Source organism: Pseudomonas sp. ChxA, from assembly GCF_030263855.1.
Classification (GTDB): Bacteria; Pseudomonadota; Gammaproteobacteria; order Pseudomonadales; family Pseudomonadaceae; genus Aquipseudomonas; species Aquipseudomonas fluorescens_CB.
Genome location: NZ_JARPMK010000005.1, coordinates 376,485 through 397,044 on the forward strand (window position 1 = coordinate 376,485; position 20,560 = coordinate 397,044).

At 55.3% G+C, this 20,560-nt stretch carries 20 protein-coding genes; 3 read left to right on the forward strand and 17 right to left on the reverse strand.

Going from position 1 to position 20,560, the window contains the following annotated elements:
* Window positions 1-17: 17 nt before the first annotated feature.
* The 3 genes from P5706_RS36640 to P5706_RS36650 form a co-directional block, all read right to left on the reverse strand.
* Window positions 18-395, reverse strand: coding sequence for a hypothetical protein (locus tag P5706_RS36640; RefSeq protein ID WP_078466081.1), 378 nt, complete (start codon window positions 393-395; stop codon window positions 18-20).
* Between the two features lie 102 nt (window positions 396-497).
* Complete coding sequence (locus P5706_RS36645) at window positions 498-725, reverse strand: hypothetical protein (protein WP_078466082.1); 228 nt, start codon at window positions 723-725, stop codon at window positions 498-500.
* Between the two features lie 71 nt (window positions 726-796).
* On the reverse strand, window positions 797-1,285 hold the full coding sequence (locus tag P5706_RS36650) for a hypothetical protein (RefSeq protein WP_285685570.1): 489 nt from the start codon (window positions 1,283-1,285) through the stop codon (window positions 797-799).
* 236 nt (window positions 1,286-1,521) lie between these two features.
* Between P5706_RS36650 and P5706_RS36655 the strand changes: the two genes are divergently transcribed.
* On the forward strand, window positions 1,522-1,965 hold the full coding sequence (locus P5706_RS36655; RefSeq protein ID WP_078466084.1) for a hypothetical protein: 444 nt from the start codon (window positions 1,522-1,524) through the stop codon (window positions 1,963-1,965).
* A 493-nt stretch (window positions 1,966-2,458) separates the two neighbouring features.
* Here the strand turns inward: P5706_RS36655 and P5706_RS36660 are convergent, their stop codons facing one another.
* The 10 genes from P5706_RS36660 to P5706_RS36705 all read right to left on the reverse strand — a co-directional run bounded on the left by P5706_RS36660 (window position 2,459) and on the right by P5706_RS36705 (window position 12,904).
* On the reverse strand, window positions 2,459-4,528 hold the full coding sequence (locus tag P5706_RS36660; RefSeq protein WP_078466085.1) for a hypothetical protein: 2,070 nt from the start codon (window positions 4,526-4,528) through the stop codon (window positions 2,459-2,461).
* Window positions 4,529-4,630: 102 nt separating this feature from the next.
* Window positions 4,631-5,266 carry a hypothetical protein gene (locus tag P5706_RS36665; protein ID WP_078466086.1) on the reverse strand — a complete coding sequence of 212 codons (636 nt, stop codon included), beginning with the start codon at window positions 5,264-5,266 and terminating at the stop codon, window positions 4,631-4,633.
* 514 nt (window positions 5,267-5,780) lie between these two features.
* Window positions 5,781-6,491 carry a DUF8359 domain-containing protein gene (locus tag P5706_RS36670; protein WP_078466087.1) on the reverse strand — a complete coding sequence of 237 codons (711 nt, stop codon included), beginning with the start codon at window positions 6,489-6,491 and terminating at the stop codon, window positions 5,781-5,783.
* Window positions 6,492-6,606: 115 nt separating this feature from the next.
* A complete protein-coding gene (locus tag P5706_RS36675) occupies window positions 6,607-6,963 on the reverse strand; it encodes a hypothetical protein (RefSeq protein ID WP_078466088.1) in 357 nt (118 codons plus the stop codon).
* 198 nt (window positions 6,964-7,161) lie between these two features.
* The gene (locus P5706_RS36680; RefSeq protein ID WP_153045992.1) at window positions 7,162-9,042 is read right to left on the reverse strand and encodes a hypothetical protein; all 1,881 of its coding nucleotides are present in this window, start codon (window positions 9,040-9,042) and stop codon (window positions 7,162-7,164) included.
* 195 nt (window positions 9,043-9,237) lie between these two features.
* Window positions 9,238-9,795, reverse strand: a complete 558-nt coding sequence (locus P5706_RS36685) for a hypothetical protein (RefSeq protein WP_078466090.1) — start codon at window positions 9,793-9,795, stop codon at window positions 9,238-9,240.
* A gap of 91 nt (window positions 9,796-9,886) precedes the next feature.
* Window positions 9,887-10,261: a hypothetical protein gene (locus P5706_RS36690; protein ID WP_078466091.1), complete on the reverse strand. Its 375-nt coding sequence runs from the start codon at window positions 10,259-10,261 to the stop codon at window positions 9,887-9,889.
* Window positions 10,262-10,363: 102 nt separating this feature from the next.
* Window positions 10,364-10,897 carry a hypothetical protein gene (locus P5706_RS36695; RefSeq protein ID WP_078466092.1) on the reverse strand — a complete coding sequence of 178 codons (534 nt, stop codon included), beginning with the start codon at window positions 10,895-10,897 and terminating at the stop codon, window positions 10,364-10,366.
* A 93-nt stretch (window positions 10,898-10,990) separates the two neighbouring features.
* Complete coding sequence (locus P5706_RS36700) at window positions 10,991-11,542, reverse strand: hypothetical protein (protein ID WP_153045993.1); 552 nt, start codon at window positions 11,540-11,542, stop codon at window positions 10,991-10,993.
* Between the two features lie 222 nt (window positions 11,543-11,764).
* Entirely contained in the window at window positions 11,765-12,904 is a 1,140-nt protein-coding gene (locus tag P5706_RS36705) for a hypothetical protein (RefSeq protein WP_078466094.1), read from the reverse strand.
* Between the two features lie 213 nt (window positions 12,905-13,117).
* Between P5706_RS36705 and P5706_RS36710 the strand changes: the two genes are divergently transcribed.
* The gene (locus P5706_RS36710; protein WP_078466095.1) at window positions 13,118-14,671 is read left to right on the forward strand and encodes a GGDEF domain-containing response regulator; all 1,554 of its coding nucleotides are present in this window, start codon (window positions 13,118-13,120) and stop codon (window positions 14,669-14,671) included.
* Window positions 14,672-14,731: 60 nt separating this feature from the next.
* Here P5706_RS36710 and P5706_RS36715 read toward each other — a convergent pair whose 3' ends face one another.
* The 4 genes from P5706_RS36715 to P5706_RS36730 all read right to left on the reverse strand — a co-directional run bounded on the left by P5706_RS36715 (window position 14,732) and on the right by P5706_RS36730 (window position 19,006).
* Complete coding sequence (locus P5706_RS36715) at window positions 14,732-15,964, reverse strand: hypothetical protein (protein ID WP_078466096.1); 1,233 nt, start codon at window positions 15,962-15,964, stop codon at window positions 14,732-14,734.
* Window positions 15,965-15,976: 12 nt separating this feature from the next.
* Window positions 15,977-16,576, reverse strand: a complete 600-nt coding sequence (locus tag P5706_RS36720) for a hypothetical protein (RefSeq protein ID WP_078466097.1) — start codon at window positions 16,574-16,576, stop codon at window positions 15,977-15,979.
* Window positions 16,577-16,889: 313 nt separating this feature from the next.
* Window positions 16,890-18,278, reverse strand: coding sequence for a hypothetical protein (locus P5706_RS36725; RefSeq protein WP_078466098.1), 1,389 nt, complete (start codon window positions 18,276-18,278; stop codon window positions 16,890-16,892).
* Window positions 18,275-19,006 (reverse strand): helix-turn-helix domain-containing protein, encoded by a 732-nt coding sequence (locus P5706_RS36730; RefSeq protein WP_011923016.1) that lies wholly within the window; start codon window positions 19,004-19,006, stop codon window positions 18,275-18,277. Before P5706_RS36730 ends, P5706_RS36725 begins: the two co-directional genes overlap by 4 nt.
* A gap of 465 nt (window positions 19,007-19,471) precedes the next feature.
* Between P5706_RS36730 and P5706_RS36735 the strand changes: the two genes are divergently transcribed.
* Complete coding sequence (locus P5706_RS36735) at window positions 19,472-19,804, forward strand: hypothetical protein (protein WP_078466099.1); 333 nt, start codon at window positions 19,472-19,474, stop codon at window positions 19,802-19,804.
* Window positions 19,805-20,560 lie beyond the last annotated feature (756 nt).

Here is a 20,560-nt window from a genome sequence, read left to right on the forward strand (position 1 = left end):
TAAACAGCCGCGGTCGATCATTGCTTTAGCGCTGCGATCAGTTGAATTGTCGCGGTTGCTTTACGGGAACTGTGGATACACGACATTGCAACAGGTGTCACGGTGGCGACCACGACGGCGCAGCAGGCTGCCCACCCTCCAGCGACGTAAGTGCCAATTGCAGCCAACACCAGCCCTATAACGAAATATGCCTCACGCCTGTTGAAAATGTTGGCAAAACCTTTGTTCTTTCGGGCCATTGCTTCAAGGGTCGCTCTCAATTGCGCCTGCTCTTTAGGCTGCACCTGGTTAACCTTTTTCTTAGCCGCTGAAATGGCTTGATTCTGGTCGACGCGATAAAGCGAGTAAAACTCAGCGTTCATCCATACGATGAAGTCTTGGGAAGGGGTGCGCATTGGTGGGTTTAACTCCGTGGTGCGGGATGTGCCCGTTCTGAACAGTGCACTGCTCGCAAGATGGTCATAGGTGCTTTGCTTATGAAGCCTTAACTATGGCTTTTAACCGTTTCGCAGGGCACGGTCGTGCTCGATCAGTGCAGCAGCTTTCGACTTGAGGTGCCCCTCCGGCCAGGTCTCGCATTTTGACCGCAGCAAGAATCCCAGCCCGCGGAGGGTGGGTTTAGGGGTGTCGATGCCAAGATCCTGACAGACCCTGCAGGCCACGATTCCAGTATCGGGGAAGTATTTGACGATCGATGTCTTGTGGTTGCAGCAGGTGCATTCCATGTCCAATCATTCCTTTCAAGGCGCAAGTGCGGGTTTAGCAGGCTCCATTCACTTCACCATCCCAGGCTAGGTTATGGACGCTCGCCGTACTGCTTGGCGATTTCGGGGATATTGATGCGGGGTCTATTAGGGTCTTCGTTCACAAACAGGCCGTAGATGTGAGCGCTAGTTTTAGGTCCATGTTTCTCAGCGATGTTCTTCAGCATTCGTGAGCCGTGCCAGGGTTGCAGGTACAGGTGCTCAGCCAATGCAATCGCTGCCGTAACAGCCATGTACGTAGTGAATCGCATCATCACCGACATTTGGTCAGTGACAGGCTCTAACGCTACATAGCACACCACAAAGCCCCCAACGTAGGCAGCCCAGCTTGCGGAGGCAAAGCCGATGGTGTTGAAAACCTTCCGCAACGCCTTCCGGCTTTTAGGGGCGGTTACGCTGTCCTGCACACTCATTGGACCATTCCAGGTAGAAAGCAATTCGGTGATGTTGCAGTCGGGCACTACGCCTTGCAACCCAACTGGGGGCTTCCTTTTTCGCACCCAGCTTTCGCTACATTCCATCAAACGCTCTTGATGCTTCAGGCTTTACCTTGGGCAGATAAGGCGCTAAGTGACGGCGGCCGGGGAGCCATTTGGACTTCCGCCCGCACATAAAGTCCGTCTTGCTCGCGCTGCCTCAGTCATCGATTCCTCAGGTGGAATTTCAAGGGTGGGGTTTGCCTTGATGACGCTGGCCCGGGCGTTAAACTGCCGTACTGAGCTACATCCTCTAAAAGCCTATGTTTGAAGGATCACCAATGAAGAAAGCATTTTGGGGAATGGCACTGCTGGTTCTCGCAGCGCCGGCATTTGCGTCTACCAACGAGATCGCGATTCCGGCACTCACCCCTATCCCTTTCATCGTCAGCACTCCCGGAGACCTACTCTTCGGCGTCGTGAAGAACTGGGGTTCCTTGGGCGATGAGAAAGGCCCGATGACTAAGCTTGCAAGCCAAGTCGCGGATCAGCTACAGGAGAGTAAATGTGCGTTTAATATCCGGGTCTCCAGAGGAACAAATGGCCGGTTAAAAGCTCAGGAGGGGGTTGCAAACCTCGCCTGTGCGCAGGCTGACGGTTCCTTGATAGTGACAGAGATGCCAGGCCTCATCTGGGACAAAGATGGGATTCTAGGACTAAAGAAAGGTGAGGTTGGCGAGAAAGGATTCTTCGTTATCACCACAGCTGCCCATATCCGCCAGTAAATAGCTCACACACACTAAAAGTAAATCGGGGACTGAGTGCCTGAGAACAGATTTGAATGGGGGGCAGAGGCAATCGCACTGTTGGGTGGGGTTTCCGATAGCGCACTGGCTGAACAGCTTGGTATTTCGCGTCACGCTGTCAGGTACAAACGAATCGCACTTGGCATTCCCGCTTGGAGGTATAGCGCCGGGGTTTTCTGGACACCGGAGCGAATTGCTCTACTCGGGAAGGAGTCGGATTTAGTTATCGCCTTCCGATTTGGACTTACTAAAAACGCGGTAGCCCGGATGCGTGAAAAGAAGAAAGTGCCGCTGTTGCGACATCAAAAGTTCTTTGACTGGACTGAGGACGCTATAAATCAACTCGGCACTTGCTCCGATCGGCTTCTTGCTGAGCGCCTCGGGTGTAGCGTAAGCACCGTTTATTTGAAGCGGAAACGGTTAGGGGTGCCTCTCCTTTCCGCTTGATTGTGAAGCTGCTGCGCAGGACCACTCAGCACGTCAGCCCTTCGGTGTGCGCAGCTAGGCCGCCCTCCAATCCCCATTGTACAAGTGCCCCGGGAGTGGGCGTGGTAAGCCCGTGCGCCGCGCGGTAGGCCTTGAATGCCTTGAAGCTGACGGGCAAGCGGAACCTCAGTGTCAGACCTGCCCATGGGTTCCGAATCCTACTTAGAGGATCCAGTCGGGTGAGGATGTGGTTCCCCGTGTAGATATCCAATCCTCGGGAATGAAGTTCAGCCGGGATGTCTGCAAGAGAAAGGCCGGTAAGGACCTTGATGTCGTGGATGGTGTCGGTACTCACGGTGATGAACAGATTGGCCTGCACGTGCTCCCCAGGCTGAAGGTAGCAATCCCACTGAAATGCCGCTCTGTTAGTGACACCAATGAAGTGCTCCAGGCGCACCTTGTCGCGGCGGTCGGGGGCGTGCTGCTTGCTGGGTGGCTCGTAGATATACCCAATGTGTCGCATGTTGGTGCCGTTCACGCCCATCATTGGGCGGCCACTCTCCGTACGAGGCAGACGGAATCGTGCATGGTTGGCTAGCAGTAGGTCATCCAGGATCGCGGGCAGATTCTTGGCCACGGCCTTGTAGAACCATTCCTGCACTTGAATCTGCCGGTGAGCGTAGTCTGCAGCTGCAAGGCCCCGGATAATTTCGACCTGGTTGTGACGTGCCGTGTAGTGGGCGTCAGCGATGATGCGCTCCGGGGTGTCCAGGGTGTTCATCGCAATCGACTTCAATTCAGCCACGAACAGCCCCTTGCCCGGCTCGCCGTGGTTCATGGTCAGTTCGCCTTGCCCATCCATGCCAATCTGGAGCTGGCCGGCCTGTATCACTGTCTCAGGGATGTACAGGCATTCCGCGGGCACTGCGGCGGCGAATCGATCTTCCATCCAGAGGTTCGGATTGGCGCACGTTTCCCACTGTGGCTCAGTTTGATAGAACCATGCGGCCGTCAGATCCTTGCTGGCGCGTGTAACCAGATCCAGCTTTCGGCCAGCAAGCGCTGGGAGATGATCACCACTCTCTGCAAGTTTGTGCCCGAGGCTCAACATTGAACCTGTTGCGAGCAATGGCTCGGACTTGCCTTGGTCGAAGTAGCGTGCGCGGCATTGGTCGATAAACAGCTGAAGCCAGAGCAACTCGCGGTCATCCAGCTCGCTGATGTCCGCCAGGACCGGCAGTCCGGCCGCGGCGGGTAGGTTGGTTGCGCGCGGCTCACTCTCCAGGGCTGTCCGGCCCCGGTCCATCCACTGAATCTTGAGCAGGGAATAGGGAAAGTGACTGCCATCGATACGCTGGGCGTTGAACCGATCGTTGCGTGCCTGCATGCGTTCTTCTTGGAGAGGGTGCTCGAACTTGCCTTTGTCGGTCAGCGCCAGGATGCGTGAGCCGGTGCGCACCACCATGACGAAGTAACTACTAGCGATGCTTTTGCCTCGGATGACACACAGGGAGAACCCCGTGGGTATTTGGTGGGCATGAACCAGCAGGTCTTCGATACGTCCGATGTCGTAGATGTTTCGTCCAAGCTTCGCTTCCCCTGCTGGGGCCGGAACACCGTCCTTGATCATTAGGCGTGTCAGCCGGTCGATGCTGTGAAGCGCGTCGAGGCCAACACCTCCGGCCTGTGTAGCGACAAACTCCAGTGTCTCAGCGGAGAGTGCTGATCTGTCCAGATTTCGGTAGAAGGCCAGTGAGCCTTGAGCATAGTCCAGGTACTCATCATGTAGCCTGCCTATGGCTGAATCTGCGAACAGTGAATCCAGTTCGCTCATAGCCTCCAGCATGGTTGATATGCGTTCTGAGCCACTCCGGTACTCACTGAGGGGAAACGTCGCCGCTCTGGCATAGAGGGGCATCTGTGAGCGTATGAGCAGGGTGACGATGGCTTCGTCCCCTGTCTTGATCGCCGCGTTGATTTCTTTGTTGGCGTAGTAGAGGCTAAAGCCATCTAAGTCCGAACCAAAACTGAGGCTCTCAACTGGCTTACCGGTCAGGCGTTCCCACAGCACAAGTGCTGTTTCGCCGGGTCGCTGGGGCAGGGTGTATTGGCTCATGCATGGACTCGCTGGATCGTTGGGTGTGCCCTCGAGGGGCTTCTACAATGAGTCCAGTCTGATGTTATAGCTGGCGTGCCAGAACCTAATGCGTTATCGGCGTTACTCTGCGAGGTGAGATATGTTCTGGACCTCCCTTGGGCGCGTAGCGTTAATGCTTTCTGTGTAAGGTGGGATGCCTGCCTTTTTGCGCCTGAGCCAAACGCAGGCGGTAGTGACCCCAAAGCGCCTGGCCAGATTAGAATCTGTGTCCTTACCCAGCAGATCATTGAGTTCCTCACTGGGGTGACCAAACTCAACGGTTGCGCCGATCCCGAGCCTTCGCCTGTATGCACTGATAGTCGGGGCTGATACACCCACAGCCTTAGCGATCTTTGCGTCAGAGACCTTTCCAAGACGCGTCAGATATTCTGCAGGGAGCTCGAAAGCTTCGGTAGGCACATTGAGGGGCGGGATCGAGCTTCGAGTTCTTCTTGAGGTAACTGTGGATTTGGGGATGCCGAGTTTGTAGGCGAGTGATTGGTCGCACATCTTACCCAGTAAGGCTAAGTGCTCTTCCGTCCACACTTTATTCCCCGACCTCGTCTTGATGCCCCGGGCTTTGCGCGCCTGGAATACTGCCGATTTTGTGATCCGAAGTTGGGCCGCCACTTCCTTGTCGGTTAGTCTGCCAAGCAGGGCTACGGCTGCTGGCGTCCAAATGGAATCCGCGTTCCTTGCGTCATTGTCGTTTGCCATCTTGGATCCAAGTCTAAGTGGATAGGCAAAGTTTAACGCCGATTTTGCAGGGGGCTAGCCAAACCGGGTCTATGAAAATCCCCGGCTTGCCGGAGGAGCTAGTTGAGGCCGATATGCCTAGCCGTTACAGCGGGCCGATTCCAAGGTCAGGGCTGTGATTTTCATAGTGAACGTGAATGGGGGATTTCCCATCTTGCGTCGAAGCCAGACACAGGCCCCATGCCAGAGATGGGGATTCGAGATCCCCACCCTATCGGTTCCCACCGGTGGATAGTCGGCAAGGCTCGTGTTCAGGAACCGTAGCCAGACAGTGTGTAGATGGTCTCCCATTTCTCAGCGCAGTCATCGCACGAAGTCTGTTGACCGATGAAGTCCCCGCCGAATGTGAAGTCGGTACCGGACAAGGTCACGTTAGATGATGCACACCACGGGCAAGCAAACCCAGCCGGATGATTGATGTAGACGTGATCGGTAACAGGCTTTTCTACGCGTTTGAGCGTACCCGCACCCTCGATCACGCCGCAGCCTCTTGTTTGTAGTCATTTCTGATCCGAACCGCCTCAGGGATCAGCACCTCAAACGTATAACCTGGATCTGCACTGAATTTGGTGGTGTCTCCGCGCGCTGTTGCGATTCGGCTTGCATAGTCCTTTGCCTGTTCGAATTGCAGGACTGAGAAATAGGATTGCTCTTTAATGTTGGTGTTCGAGATGTCAGTACACAGCACTGCGGTACCGCCGTGGTTGTTGCTTAGGCCAAAGGTCATCACCACGTAGCGCGGCTCGCCTGCGGGGCGGTAGACCTGACCATCGATGAGGATGAGGGTTTTAGCCCAGCCGTGAAGGTAGTCAGCGATGGCCACCTTCCCCTCACTCACAGAAACGAAGATGCCTAAATCGTGGCGGCTCATGCTGACGCTGTCGGTCACTAGCGAGAGTTCTGTCCCCGGAGCAGCGTAGTCGTAGTCAGTACCGCCCGATGTGCGCGCCTGGCGCGAACAACCGTACACGCTGCAGGAGGTCCAGAGTTGACCGTCAAACCAGCGGTACTCGATTGGCGGCTCGCTGCTATTGCTGGCGCTGATGATTGCAACCGGCGCGGCCTCGCGCGGGATCTCGCGGAGGTTTACAACCTCAAGTCCATCGTCGAACCGAGCGCGGCGGGGATTGCGACAGCGTGGCGGGATGATGTTTTCGACGTAGGTGTATTTGACGGTGAGTTGCATGGGGAGCTCCCTTTGAAGTTGGTACCAGGATGCCTCGAGCTCCTGCGTGCCAGAACCAGCGAGATAGCGAATGGGGCAGGCGGGGTGTACTCAGCCTACAGGCCGTCAATCGGGCTTATGAATCCAGAGATTCGATGTCGATGGGCTTTGTATCTTTGTTGATCAAGTCCAGTAAATCGCGGGCTGACATGCACATGACCTCGGAATCATCGTCCTCACGGTAAATGCCGATCAGGTTTTCCTCCCAGTCCTGTTCATCGGGCACATCTGAGCCACACTCCGACGTAAGAAGCATGTAGAACTCGCCTGCGTTGCGACGCATAGCCAAGCAGCCCCCGCCAGTCTCAACGACCTCAAACCCATCCAGCCCCGTGAATTTGAGAGACCCATCAGCACCAGCAATCGATTTGAAATCGGAGAGGGCGAAACCTGCACCAGTCAGTGCCTGCTGGTTTTCGAGGAGGGTTGGCATGTGTGGCTCCAGTAGAGGGCGAGTTCGTTTTTGATGGGATCCATTGTCGGGGCGGTTTGGGTGTGCCAGAACCTCGGCGCCCTTCGAAAATCGGCCGAATCCGCTGATGGGGAGCGATTCATCCCAAGAATGCCAAAGGCCCAGCATAAGCTGGGCCTCAGGTGTTCTGTGTTGTGCTCGTAGGTGCCGATAGCGTGCTTAGGATTTCTCCAAGAACACCCGTCGAATGCCCTTCGTATTTTCCTCTTGGAGCATCAGCCTCATCATCTTCTCTCCCCAGTGAATTCCGGCAGCCTTGTACCGAATGATGGAAATCGTTAGGGAGAGCAGGTAGATCTGCGGAGTGATCACCACTACCCACACGAACACCTGACCGATATTCACGTGAAAGGTCGGAATCAGCGATGAGAACTGCAGTGGCACGAATTGGGATGGATGCAAAGCCATGAGCATCTGGACAACCACCATGCTCGGCACGGCTAGAATTCCCATCCTCAGGAATGAACCAGAAGTCCACCCCCACACCCTCGGTGCGAGCAGGGGCAGGGTGAAACGATTGAAGACCAGCGCTGTGAGCATCCAGCACGTGATAAGCAGGTAGTCGATGCCGTACCTGAACTGGTCAATGAAATATTCCATTGGGCTCATGAATGCCTCCATTACACCTTTGGGGTCAACGAGAATCGCAAAAAGCCCAAGACACCACTCGCCTTTGCTGTGCTCATTGGTTGCATCCAAATGAAGGATGCTCATTAGCGCGTATAAGGCGAAGAGCACCGCGAACATCGAGTTGGCCAAACCAAATACGGCGCTCCAGCGGAACTGCTTGAAGGTAGTCATGATATGGAGCGTGGAGAGGTGGCGGGCCATGGAGAACGTCGTTGCGTCGTTCGGTGTGATGATTCCCTTACGAACTGGCGAACAATCATTGATATCTTTGCCTTTGGCTTGCTCGGTGATTAGCTCGCGAGCGATCTTGCTGCTCGATGCTTGGAATACCGCCTTGAGGTTCTTATGATCCTTCACACCCTCCAATGCTGTCTTGAAACCCCCGCTGAGAATATTGTCCAGGAACACCGGGACCAGCGTCGGGCCAATGAACTGGCAGGTGCCGCTCATGCCTTGGAATCCGACCTTTGCTTGCGCAGCTAGGACGTGGCCGGTACCGACGAACACGTTCGGGTTCTCATTGGCAAGCTCGTAGCGGTCGACACTGAAGATGGTGCTGCACTCGGGTGCGTTCATCATCTCCTTTAAGGCTGGCGCAAGCCAAGGCGCAGTGAGATTTTTCCAGCCGTATGACACCTTAGTCTGGGCATAGACGTTCAGGTTGTATTCGTACGTAAGCTGACATGCGCCCCTGCAACTGCTGCATTGAACCTCGCCCAGGTTGCATTGCCGGCAGTTCTGTCTGCCACCGCCATTGCACCCGTTGCAGGTCATGGTGCCTGTAGCGTGGCAGCGATAGCACGGACTACCTGATTTGCCGGTACCGTAGCACTGGTTGCAGCGGTCGCCCATTCTCGCACCAGAGCCACCGCATCCTGGGCAATAACGACTGTGTGAGGTGTTCCCGGTGCCGCTGCAGTTTGTGCAATGCATCCGGCACTGGCCATTACATTCGCGGCAGGTGTGGTACATCGTGCCGTTACAGGTGGAGCAATCATTCTTGCCTGATCCGCCGCAACCCCGGCAGTCCTCCACGCTGTAGCAATATGAGTCATCACGAAGGATCAAATGCTTCGAGACGGGGCTGCGGTACAGGTTGGGATTGCCCTTTAGTTGCCCCTGCATGAGGTTGCGGGTGTAGGTAGCATCACTGAATATTTGTTTGTGGCGCTGCGCCAGGACCTCACCGATGTACTCACGTTTGTAAGCCGGGCCGGACGCGTACTGAACCTGACGGCTCTCGGGTTCGCTTGTATACGAAGCGGTGACCGTATAAGTGACGTCTGCCCTGTGATTCTCAATTTCCTTGATCGCGAATGGATCTGTAACTGCTAAGCCAAAGGCATGCTCAGCTTTTGACTTGAGCGAATGCGCGATGTCACCTGCTTTGAATCCATTTGGTGCTGCCATTGCCGATCCTAGATCCTAGATCTGAAGTGAATTTCCCAGTTGCGAGCCATTTTGCCATCACTGCACCTGCTCAGGCACCCAATTGGGCACCCTCAAACCGCTGAGTTAGAGGACTGATGAAACAATCACGCGCGTGAATGCCCAGCAGTGCTGGGCGAAAGAGAGTGGATCTGAAAATAGGGGGATTACCCTCCGTTAGGAGTCGAACTGAATACGTTCGCAGAGTGCATCAACACCCTCGGCAGTAAGGCCTTCGTGGGTGCCGTTGTCCGTGAGGATTTCTCCGATGTCGCCATCACATGGGCGAACAAGGCCACCCGTCATGGATGCACCAAGCAGCCGTAGGGCAGCCAGTACGGCATCGAATTCAGCTTTGTTCACCGCCGGCAGCGCGATGCTCCGTTCGCCTTGAGAATACGCAATCACGTCAGCGTATTGCTCGATGAGGTCCGGATAGCTGGCCAGAACCTCGGCCGAGGGTACCGACGGCTTGTTTGGGATCTCTGGTGCGTCCGCCTCGTTAAGGAACAGGGCGTTGTTAACGGCGCCGTGGTGGGCATCGATCAGCGCAGCCTGAGCTGTGTCAGCATCCGAGAAGGAGTTGTAGTTCCCCATGCGCACATCCCACTTGCGCCCATGATTGAGCAGGGGTACTGCCTGGGCGGTGGCGATGAACTGAGCTTGAGTAAGCAGGTGAGGGGCGATGGCCGCTGCTTGGGTATTAGCATGAGTGTTGGTTTCGACGTTCTGCATGGTATGGCCTCCCGGCTCTGTGTTGATAGAGCCAGTGTCATGCCCTGAAGGGTGTGCCAGAAGCGGGTGAGTCATACTTTGCCAGTGACGGTTATCGGCCCTCGGGCAGATTCACCGCCCCAGTCAGGATTTCTGCGAAGGTCACCTTCAGATCCGGGTAGTCGTCCAGTACGTCTTGTGTTGGCATCGACGGTAGATAGCCTCTCTCACTTGTTCCTGCGCTGTTCCAGTTCAGCGAGCTTTCCACTTCACGCCGGTGTATCTGCCTCAGCGCGGCTTCAGCACTGTCTGCCTCTGCCCAGGTCAGAAAACGACCGTGACTGACCTCCCAGCTGCGGGGATTGCCCACAACAGGCAAAGCGTCTCCGTGCTCAAGAAACTGGGCGAGCGTTAGCCGGTGAGGGGCGAGGGTGGAGAGACGTAGGCGCGCATTCAGCGAAGCAACATCAGGGTCGATATCGGGCACGTAGGAAGCCTCAGTTTGGTAACCGTTATGGCACATTATCACTGGGATAGCGCTGACCAACAAAAAGGCCCGGTGTGTGCCGGGCCGGGGGAAGTAGCGGCATTAAACGCCGGCGAGTTTCAGAAGATCGTTGTAGTCATCACCATCAGGGCATTTTTCATCAGCGTCCAGCTTGTCGTTGTGCATGCGGATAGCCTGGGGGAGGGATACCAGTCCTTGAAGGCCAGCACAGGCCGAGCGCACCGTCGACTCGCAGTCACCTACCATCATCTGGTATGCGTCCTCGGGATTGGTGCTGCCATTTACAAATGCCAGGATGCGCCAGTACAGACCCCCGTACTCCCCGCTGCACAAGCTGATCTCGGTGCGGTCTGCTCCATGAGCGATGTCGTAGATCTCAGAGCCCTCCGGGGCGACCACTAGCCCATCCACACCTTCAGCCTCAACGCTCACGAGGGTCAGCCCCATCTCGTGGTCATCAAAGCAGTTGAGCGAGGCCACAGATGCAAGCGCGGACGGCTCCTGCTGCGGGTGGATGGTGCGGTAGACCACATCATTGTCGTAGTTAACCCGAATGCATGGGGCTACGGAAAAGCTGGTGAACTTGATGGCTTGAGCGGAATTGGCTTCGGGCATGTTCGTAACCTAGTTGGCGATCAGTTGATGGGGACCATGTTGGGGGCGATGCTGGTGTGCCAGAACCACCCCTGATTGGAAATTCTCTCCAACCTAGATGGCGGCCTCTGCCTCCTCAAACGCATCCGCAATAGCATCCTCTTTGCCCACGCCGTGGCAGTAGCGCTCGAGGTAATCATGCTTCTTAGCATCGCTTTCCTGGCTGAGGGGCCGAACGATCACTACGATATCCAAGGGGTGATCGGAGTAGGCATCGCTGATGGTAATTGGGCCGGTACAGTCGATAACCACACGACCTGTCTTAGGCCCCGCAGCTGCCAAGGATTCCACGTCTACGGGCAGAAGCAGGCCGGGCGCTGAGATGGCTTTGAATATCGCTACCGCTCGGGCGTTGTACGCCTCGGCGTTCATCTTGTCCGTGCCTTCCTGTGCAGTTGAAATCAGGGCGTGCAGGCTATCAAGCTGAGCCTTCAAGGCTTCGATCTGCCTGTTGAGTTGAGCCTCGCGCAAGTAGATGAGGTTCTCAACCGATTCTGCGAGGTCGCTGGCCTGGCCATTGGTGACGTAGCCGGTTGAGCGGAGGGTGGTGTGGATGGTGTCGTGTAGAGACATCTGAATTGACCTTGAGAGGTTGATGATTTCCATGGTCAACCCTGTATCCCAGTGCCAGAAGCACCTGGTGACTGGAAATTCATCATCCTCAAGAAACCCTAGTGTCTCAGTGTGGATGGGGAGCCTCAAAGGCAGGCTAGACCCGAGCTCAGGATCTGCACCCCGTCCAAACTCAAGGCAAGACACCTACCCAGACTGAGGGAATGAATGCGAGCCTTGACATGATAAAGCCGCTTCTTAGAGCGGCTCGGGTAGTTAGGCAGCAGCTTCGTCAAAGTCGTCTGGTGGCCGACGGGTGGAGCACGCTGTGTCGAGTGGTGGCGTTACCAGGTTTGCCACGCGGGCCTTGGCCCTATCGCATGCAGACAGGTAGCCAGAGAAGGTCGGGGGTTCCACCTCTATCTCGTCCGCCAGCGCTAGGCAGTAATTCACTAATTCAAAGCCGGTCTGAAGGTTTGCGCTTTGCCCGACACAGTAGTTGAGCTTGACCTCTACGACGAGGGCCTCTCTATCCAGATCTGAACGTTGGAGCCGGAATGCGCCATTCGATTCCTTCCTGAGCCTTTTTGTTAGCGTGCCCTGGTGGTAGGTCTTCACACCATCAAGGACAGCTGCGAGACGCCTAACGAGACCAAACACCTCCTTCCAGTGGGCTTGCTGCTCATTGACCCTTCGCATCTCCTCAGCCGCCCAGCACTGCTCGTACTCCGAAGGGTTCATACCACGATACTGAACGTCCTCAAGCAGCTTGCGCTCAAAGCTGTCGATGTACCGATTCCTCGTTGCAGACACGTAGTCGAGCAAGAGATGCATGCAGTCGTGCTCACGAAGCCGTTCGATTTGCTCTGTTAGGGAATAAGCCGACTCCCACATCCAGGCTGGACGGAAGCAATCCATCTGTGCCCTGATGTATTTAGCCACGGACTGGGTATCTAAAAGGATTTGGACCCAGAGCTCGAGTGTGATTTCACCTGCTACATGATCTCGTGGGAGTCTCGAGAGGCGGGTCATCGCCGCTGTGGCGGATGAATGGAAGTTCGGTAATGCCTTGGCACCGAATGCGCGCGCCCGACCATGAGCTCGGTCTGCACGCATTGCCTCGAATGCTGCCGCCTCATCGACTAGCTCACCAAGCCACGGGGCTCTGCTGCTGAGGGCTGTGAGCCTGCTGTGTTGGGCCTTGCTGAAAGTCAGGTCTGGGCCCGCGGGAACCTCAAACCATCCAGCCTGGACGGCAAACATGATCAATCGGACATCCACCAATACCCCTGCTGGGACGCTTCGGGACGCAATGGCGTCGTCTAAGCTTGCACCCTGTCGCATATCGCGGGCGACTTTTCTCGCAAATGGCATAGCGCCACGGTTGGTGAGCGCGGCTATTAATGTCGTGTCCATGGTTACTCCATCTGTCGGTGACCCATCCTCGCTAGTGCCGGACTGTGCCACCACCACCACATTGCGAACCTTCAGGTTTTAGCCTTCCCGACATTCGTCCACGGGCGCAGGTCTGAATGGCTCGCTGCCTCAGGCCGGAAGGCAAATATTTTAGTTGGAACCTGCAAATATGGGGCACTAGATGGCCACTATTACTAGTGGAGGCCTCTGCTTATGAATCACGAAACCATCAACCGGGTCCTGCAGTCAGCTTGGCGCTCACAGGTCTTGCCAAGGCCAAGCGAGTACACCCTTGAAGCCTTCAAAGCCGTAGTTGCCAAGGTTCGATCAAGCACCATCAGTTCCCTATCCGGGGAATTCGCGACGGAGCTCGGTTCGCTTTCATCCCTCATCAGCAGCAACCAATCACTGACAGCAAGATTATTAGAAGGAATTGATCTGCAGATGGACACGCTACAGGCGGCAAGCCGGCGGGAAAGCGACGCACGAGCCAGTGATCAAGGACCATCAGCCATCTACATCCCCGGGTTCGGAAACCGTGGAGCATTCTTTGCCTCAGGCTTAAGCTCTATGGGGCTTAAGATCCTGTCACTCAGTCTGGATTCCAGCTCGGATCTTGTAGCCGACCTGAGGGAACGAATGCCGACCTCAGGTTTGGTGCTCGTGGGTAGCGCTGTTGTGGACCACCCAGAAGCATGTCGTGCGCTCGAAGCTCTGGCTGCTCATCATGACAGTGATTTGCTGGTGGTCATTGCAGAAGATACACCAATGACATTCGAGCAGCGCTTGGTTGCCGCGACCTTTGGTGTAGTGCGGTTACTAGGGGTTGAGGCCGACGTCAAAACGCTTCGATCGCTGATCCGTAGCAGAGCCAGAGACTCGCAGATCAATGGGTACAAGGTTTTGCTGCTCGATGACTCCAAAACGGATGCATACCCGGCAATTAAATTCATGCGTGAGGAAGGGATTGAGGTACTCCATATCCTTTCTCCAGCTGGGGTTTTGAAGGCTATTGAGGACTTCAGGCCTGACGTGGTCGTAACTGACTTCCATATGCCGGGAGCCAATGGCGCCCAAGTTGCCAGTGTTATTCGCCAAGATAGCGATGCAGTGATGCCTATCATTTTTCTGAGCAGTGAGCGGAACACAGAAACCCAGCTGATCGCGCTTTCGAAGGGGGCAGACGCTTTTGTCCAGAAACCATTGAAGCGGGGAGCCTTCATCAAAGCCCTCAAGGCGCTCATATCGAGGTCTAAGGCGTTTGACTCGCGAATGCGGCGCGACCCTCTCACAGGGCTTCTGAACCACGGGCAGTTGATGGCATCAGCATCACGTGTCAGTGCTTCAGGCAGCGTGCCCAACACCATGGTGATGATCGACATTGATCACTTCAAGCAGGTAAACGATACGTTTGGTCATCCTGTAGGTGACAAGGTGCTTGTTGGGCTTGCTGAGGTGCTATCAGACAACCTTCGCTCCACCGATTTCATAGGCAGGATGGGGGGCGAGGAGTTCGCCGTGCTGATGGTTGGCGCACCGATGTCAGATGCCAGGAATGTAATCGACAGAATTCGCGAACTCTTCAGCAATCTTCAGTTTGAAACCGGCCTGCAGGATCAGGGTGAAAGTGGGAAATGGTTTGCCTGCACCTTCAGCGCCGGCGTGGCTCTGCTGGATGGGTCCGCAGCGGTTTCAATGAAGGCTGCAGACCACGCGTTGTACAAGGCAAAGCATGGCGGTCGAAACCGTGTAGAGGCTGCTGACTAACCAGTTCCGATCTGCGGATATAAAAAAGCCCCAGCATCTGGGGCTTTTAATTTACTGAGATCAGGCTCGAAAGGTTTTCTCGGCCGGGGGGGCGAAGTGATGGACATTGTCCTTCACAGGTTCAGAGAAATTACCCTCTGAAATGTCGCTGTGCTCTGTTATGCCCTGGATGTCATCTGGCTCGTCGAAGGTAAGCTGCATCAGCACGCGCTCCATTGCTTCGTTCGAGTCGAACTCAGCAGAAGGGAAGTCTGCAGGCATTTCAACGCGATCAAGAATGTGCTTGAGGTCCATGTACATCAGGGTAGGGCGGCCACGCATCAGTTTGACCAGCTCAAGGATGAGGCGCTCGTTCTGTACCACTGCTGCGTGGCAACGTTGCGATACGTTCCCCCGCAACAGATTCAAACGGTTAGCCTTCATCACTACTTCGTGGTCCGACACTGGTTTGAAGAAATTCCCCTTGTTTGTCATTTGCAGGTAGCGCAGACAAAGCTCGTCGAAATTCTGAAGATCATCAAGCGCTGCGTCAGAAGACGTATTCATGATGCGCTGTTCTGCGGCACTGCCGATCATCAGCATGTGCATTCGCCAGAAAACCATGTCTGAAGTAGAGAGGAGGTTAAGATCTGTGAAGATCTTTGCAGTCCGAGTGTTGATGTCAAGGTGAGCGCTGAATGAGTCTGCAATCAAGCAGTTACTGCCTTTGTAGGCAATGATCCGAGCCGCTTGATGAATCATGAGCCGGGTTTGGTCTGCCATTGTCACCTGAAATGCCGGCCGTTGCTCTGGTGTTGGGGCAAATGAAAGTGGTAGAGCGACTGCGCTGCTCATTGCGCCACCAAGTTGATCTTGATGAGCCTGGGCCTTTGGCCGAAGTCCTGATGCCCAGTAACCGACACCAAGAAGGCAAGCAACTCCGATGGTAGTGACGGTATAGAAAATGTTCTGTGTGACCAAGCGGTATGCCGGGGTGGCACAGACGTAAACGCAGAGGCAAACGGCCGAAGTGACCCATACGAATGTTAGGCCACGTTGAAAGCCTTCGCCGATCGCTGACACGACATTGCCAGCTTTCGCTTTTGCGATGGCACTTACCATGAATACAAACCCGACAAGAAGCGACAGGACAATGGCAGACATTGTTGCGAAACCAACCAGTTCGTCAGGCTTTTCCGCAGTCATGTAGCGGGCAATCACGTACAAACCAATTGTTGCCCCCGCAAGAACAAATGGGGTGAACCAGGCCGGAAGCATCCGGCTCGCGTCTTTAATATTGTTCCAGCTGCTCATTGTCCAGCTCCCTTATAAGGTGACGGTTGCTACATCAGGCTTTTGCTTAGCCTGCTGCTGCGGGTTTTTGGCCTGCGGTTTTGCTTGCTGGCCTTTAGGTGGCTGACCATTCTGCTGAGCAGGTTTTTGAGTTGGCTTCTGCGGTTGTTTGGCCTGGGTTTTGGGTGCTTCGCCGGCAGGGGCAGTCGAACCATTAGCCTCAGGCTTGGGACCTTGCGCAGGCTTAGATTCGGCTGTGGGCGTAGTAGTGGCCGCCGGCGCAGCTGAATTCTTTTGTGGAGCAGTCTGTGGGCGCGCCTGAGGCTCGCGTCGTTGTGGCTGCCCTTTACTCTGGCGACCGCTGCGGCGTGAATTCATATCCACGTCCTTCTCGATCTGCATGAGAGCGTCTTCGAACTCACCGAGCGCCCGAGCAAAGCCTTCGTTGCCCGAACGATATTGCTTGCGACCTTCCACGGAGGGGTTGCCTGCAAGCTCACGAAAACGCGAGTCGAGCCGTGCAACACGGATCGCCAGGGTGTACATCGCCGCGGTACGCTCGCCGTCAATGCGTAGGGTGCGCTCTGGAAGTTGAGGCGCGGTGTTGCGGACTTGGGTAGTTTCGTTAGCCATGGGGTTACCTTACTGGTGAGTGCCAATTGATCTCAGCCATTCCCAACCAGCAGCTTGTTGGGTGCATGAGCGAAAAAAGTCGCTGACGTCACTTGCGTGACTCAGGTAGCTGGCGCTGTCGTCAGGGACGAACAAACCCCAAGCATCAATCCAAGCGAGTTGGAATATTTTTTGCGGGAAGTAACAAACCTCGACGTATCGATACTCAGGAGCTCTCAGGTATATCTTCGCAACGAAGATAACGAGAAAGACAAAGAGCACGATCTTGAGAGATTTCACTATCGGGCCGGATGACGACCCCTGTGAGCTCGACTCAGCCATGAGCGGCATCCTTGGTGATGGTGATTTGGTATCCGGTCCTGCGGCGAATAACACCAGAGGCTTCTTCAAAAGTGAGACCACCCGAGACCAGATGGCTCAGTGCCCGTAGGGCATCAGATTCTTCATCGGCGGCGATGCCTAGGCTCTGGCTGAAATCCAGCCATTTACGCTTGGAGGCAGTGGTAAGCCCATTGGCAATGGCTCGTATCTTGGCTACGCGCCGTAGGTCAGGAAGGGGCTGGTCGAGTAAAGAGGCACAATATCTGGCCATATACTCACCTGCATTCATCCTTGAGTTGATCAGGGCTTTGAGTGCGTCTTCACGACCAGCTGTTCGCATGGCATCGGCATCATCCATGCCACGGCCAAGCGCTATGATGCTCAAGGTTATGCCAACGGCTTCAGCCTCACGGATCGACGATAGTGCACCTTCATAGCCGGCATGATCGCCATCGACCATATGAGCGGCCTCTGTAATTCCTTGGCTGGCTAGGTATGCGGCCTGGGCTGAGTTAATTGATGCTTGCCCAATGGCGCATCCCCAAACCTTGATGAGCTGCAGAGCCCAAGCATCCAACGTCCCTTCCACGCAAACCAGGATGGACTTCTGCCGCTGCTTGAAAAGGTAAGGGATATCTTTGGACGATTTTGGTGAAAAACGGTATTTCGGATTAGACCTGGCTTCACCTTGTCCTGATGGGATCCTGCCCCAGATACGGGCCTCGCCGTCTGGGTGAGGCCAGTAACCGATAACTCGACCTTCCATCCCCGACCAGACAGATGAAGGGGTTTCATCCTCAAAGCTGACGATCCCAATAGAACGGGCTTGCTCCCGGGTAACACCGTGAGCCTGAAGAAGCGAAAGCACTTCATCATTGTTAGTGAATACGCCGAGGCGCAGCGTAGCCATGACCTCGTTTGTATACCCTCGGGATTGCTGGAATTCGTCAAGAATCCCCTTGTTGCGTTGAGCCAGTTGCTGAGTCACCAGAATGATTGCCTGGCCCGTCGTGAGGGGAGGGCGACCACCATTGGCTGCGCGTGACTGCTGCTTGGCTTCGTTGTCCCGGTTGTCAGGGGGTTCAACACCTGCGGACTCACAAAGGGTTTTGACGATATCGCCGTTGCTCATGCCGTTCTGGGCGAGGGCGTCCCACAAAGGCGTGTATGGGCTTGGGCAGTTGTCCTTACGATTGCACTGAATCCCGGACCTGAATGGGTAGTAGAAAGCGCGGTCTTTACCACAGGCTGGACAGTCGAGGACATAGGAGCCATTGGCTGATAGCTTTTTGGGGTGCAGGTGATTAAGAAGGCCACGATCCACTGCATCTAGCTTCGGGTATACGGCGTCTTTGATGAAGTCTGTGATTGATTGCTTCATTCGCCGGCCGCCGCCGTCTCTTTCCCTCTCAGGCTTGCGACGACGCGAGGGCAGATGCCCTGGTCAATCGCTATTTCACCGAGTTTGACCTTGAGTTGGCGACGTACCTTCCATACCTGCTTTTCACTAAGCCCAAGCATCGAGCTCATGTCTACGGAGCAATGTTGCTCAAGAACAGCCAGGCGGAGGATCTGGTGTTCACGATGTGTCAGAAACCTGCGCAGCGTCTCAACGTGAGCATGGCGCTTCTGCAGTCCTTCATCACTGAGCACGATGCCGTCGGACAGGAACTGGGGTAGTGCCGACAGGCTGTCAGTGTAGTTGGACGCAGTGTTGAGGTAATCAGGTTCTAGACCATGAGCGCGCGGCGCATAGTCTAAGCCGTCGAGATCCGCAAAGTTGAATGCGCCAGAACCTGGAACCTCATCGATGACGCGGGCATAACCGTACTTACGTATGTAAGAGAGGGCGTAGCCGATCAAGCACAACCCGCGTCCGTCAGGGGAGCCGGCAGCGTAGTTTCTGATGGCGCTCTTTGTGGCGTCATAGATGCCCGGGTACAGAATCTGAAGAAGCTCCTCGTCCGTTAGACGAACAGAAAGCTTCGAGCGGATTTCAGCTACCCACTGTTGTTGGGATTCGACATGAATGACGAACTCCCACGGGTCAAGACTTAAGAACTGGTCGCTGGTAAGCCCGGCGAGCCAGTTGCTCCTAACGAGGCGCATGCCTCCCTCCTCCGATCATACGATCGGCTCCTAAGCGCAAATCCAGTCCCCTGGAATTTGCTTTGTCCGGTAGCCACGACAGCCACCGACCCCCTTCTACATACGGTGAGCAATGCTCAACCGCTTGGCTCCTCGGACGCCCCGTAGGTGTGTACCGAAGTAATTGAGCGCGATTCTATTGGGCGCGGATGGGACAGGCAACTCTAAAAAGGGCGTGATTTTTCAGTCAAAAGCGTTGAGCTGGAGGCAAAGTGAGACATCAGGTACCCAACTGTGTGCAATGACGTTCAGCTTGTAAATCGCTACAGACCCTGTCCCGTAAGGAAGTTGACGCCTGAAACCCGGCGTTGATGGCACACCAATGGCCACAAGATGCTCAATGGTGGCAATGTACTACCGTTCGTCGCTGCTCTTGGAATTCACGAACGTGACGTTAAGGTGCGCTCATCACCTGTAGGAGTAACCATGATCAACGCGTATCACCAAGCCATTAGCTCGGCTCGTCAAGCGGGATTTGCTTTGCAGAATCGACTGCATGGCTGGGCAGCTATCAAAGAGGGCATTGATACTGTTCTCGTTAGCTTCTTCTATATCGAAGGCGGCCAGGTCAGTGCTCAGATTGTTTGGAGTGGGCCCGATCCGCGCGACTCGATGGACCTGGTAGCGCATCACCTCAATGGCCAGGCTGGTGCTGGGAGCGAACTCGTTCAAATGTTGATTGATGTTTATCGGGCAAGTGGTGACAGCGATACGCTCCTCCCGATGAAGCCATGTCCCAAAGGTGCCGTTCTTCACTAGCGGCTCCGATATCAGCCGGCGGCCTGATTCCACAGCGCAAACAAGTGACGTGGGCTGCGGGGACTTATACCGACACCGGCTCGGCTGTCTCTGGCCATTTGGTGGGTGCGAGTAGTCCGAGAGTGGCCGTATCGGCTCAAGGTGCTTGAGTTGCCTCTCTAGTGTGTTCCGATTTCCGAACTTAATAGCCTACCTGGATAGCCAGGGATCTCAGCTTGAGGGTTTGGAGCTTGTCACGGGCTGCTGGATCTTTCTTGCAGGTCACGGTTGTCACTAATCGGATCTGACGAATCCCGAATATTCCTAACACCAACTGAGTGCGCGCCGCAGCCTGCCTTCTTTGAGGGGTCGCAGACCGATCTAGTTATGGGGGAGGGCTCGAGCCCTACGGCGCAGCCTATGCCATGAGCCAAATCTTATGGTGGCTGATACTGAGTGATCGGTAGATGGTCACAGCCGCTGAACAGGTTGCCCTATTAGGTCATTCGTGAAATGGGCCTTCTTTCGCCGAGCGCGAGCTAAAAGCTAAAGACCCATGCATCACCTAGTGTGAGCGTTGTGATGATGAAACCTGGCTGTCTGGTACTGACTCTATGAGGTGTCGGTTGGCGAGCTAAGGTCATTCTTGGCTGATGCGATTTTCCATCGTGTAGAGCATCACTGACATCTTTTGTCTGCTGGGAACGGAGGAGTGCCGCAGGCCGGCTGGGTCTACCTTGGTACGTAAGGTCGTAAACGCGCTCAAGGGTATTCCAA

Bases quoted from the DNA above. Each gene is read 5' to 3' on its own strand.
- P5706_RS36670 (WP_078466087.1), bottom strand. From the start codon at position 6,491: ATGCAACTCACCGTCAAATACACCTACGTCGAAAACATCATCCCGCCA.
- P5706_RS36680 (WP_153045992.1), bottom strand. From the start codon at position 9,042: ATGGCAGCACCAAATGGATTCAAAGCAGGTGACATCGCGCATTCGCTC.
- P5706_RS36695 (WP_078466092.1), bottom strand. From the start codon at position 10,897: ATGCCCGAAGCCAATTCCGCTCAAGCCATCAAGTTCACCAGCTTTTCC.
- P5706_RS36720 (WP_078466097.1), bottom strand. From the start codon at position 16,576: ATGGCTAACGAAACTACCCAAGTCCGCAACACCGCGCCTCAACTTCCA.
- P5706_RS36645 (WP_078466082.1), bottom strand. From the start codon at position 725: ATGGAATGCACCTGCTGCAACCACAAGACATCGATCGTCAAATACTTC.
- P5706_RS36715 (WP_078466096.1), bottom strand. From the start codon at position 15,964: ATGAGCAGCTGGAACAATATTAAAGACGCGAGCCGGATGCTTCCGGCC.
- P5706_RS36675 (WP_078466088.1), bottom strand. From the start codon at position 6,963: ATGCCAACCCTCCTCGAAAACCAGCAGGCACTGACTGGTGCAGGTTTC.
- P5706_RS36735 (WP_078466099.1), top strand. From the start codon at position 19,472: ATGATCAACGCGTATCACCAAGCCATTAGCTCGGCTCGTCAAGCGGGA.
- P5706_RS36730 (WP_011923016.1), bottom strand. From the start codon at position 19,006: ATGCGCCTCGTTAGGAGCAACTGGCTCGCCGGGCTTACCAGCGACCAG.
- P5706_RS36655 (WP_078466084.1), top strand. From the start codon at position 1,522: ATGAAGAAAGCATTTTGGGGAATGGCACTGCTGGTTCTCGCAGCGCCG.
- P5706_RS36650 (WP_285685570.1), bottom strand. From the start codon at position 1,285: ATGGAATGTAGCGAAAGCTGGGTGCGAAAAAGGAAGCCCCCAGTTGGG.
- P5706_RS36665 (WP_078466086.1), bottom strand. From the start codon at position 5,266: ATGGCAAACGACAATGACGCAAGGAACGCGGATTCCATTTGGACGCCA.
- P5706_RS36700 (WP_153045993.1), bottom strand. From the start codon at position 11,542: ATGGAAATCATCAACCTCTCAAGGTCAATTCAGATGTCTCTACACGAC.
- P5706_RS36705 (WP_078466094.1), bottom strand. From the start codon at position 12,904: ATGGACACGACATTAATAGCCGCGCTCACCAACCGTGGCGCTATGCCA.
- P5706_RS36685 (WP_078466090.1), bottom strand. From the start codon at position 9,795: ATGCAGAACGTCGAAACCAACACTCATGCTAATACCCAAGCAGCGGCC.
- P5706_RS36710 (WP_078466095.1), top strand. From the start codon at position 13,118: ATGAATCACGAAACCATCAACCGGGTCCTGCAGTCAGCTTGGCGCTCA.
- P5706_RS36660 (WP_078466085.1), bottom strand. From the start codon at position 4,528: ATGAGCCAATACACCCTGCCCCAGCGACCCGGCGAAACAGCACTTGTG.
- P5706_RS36725 (WP_078466098.1), bottom strand. From the start codon at position 18,278: ATGAAGCAATCAATCACAGACTTCATCAAAGACGCCGTATACCCGAAG.
- P5706_RS36640 (WP_078466081.1), bottom strand. From the start codon at position 395: ATGCGCACCCCTTCCCAAGACTTCATCGTATGGATGAACGCTGAGTTT.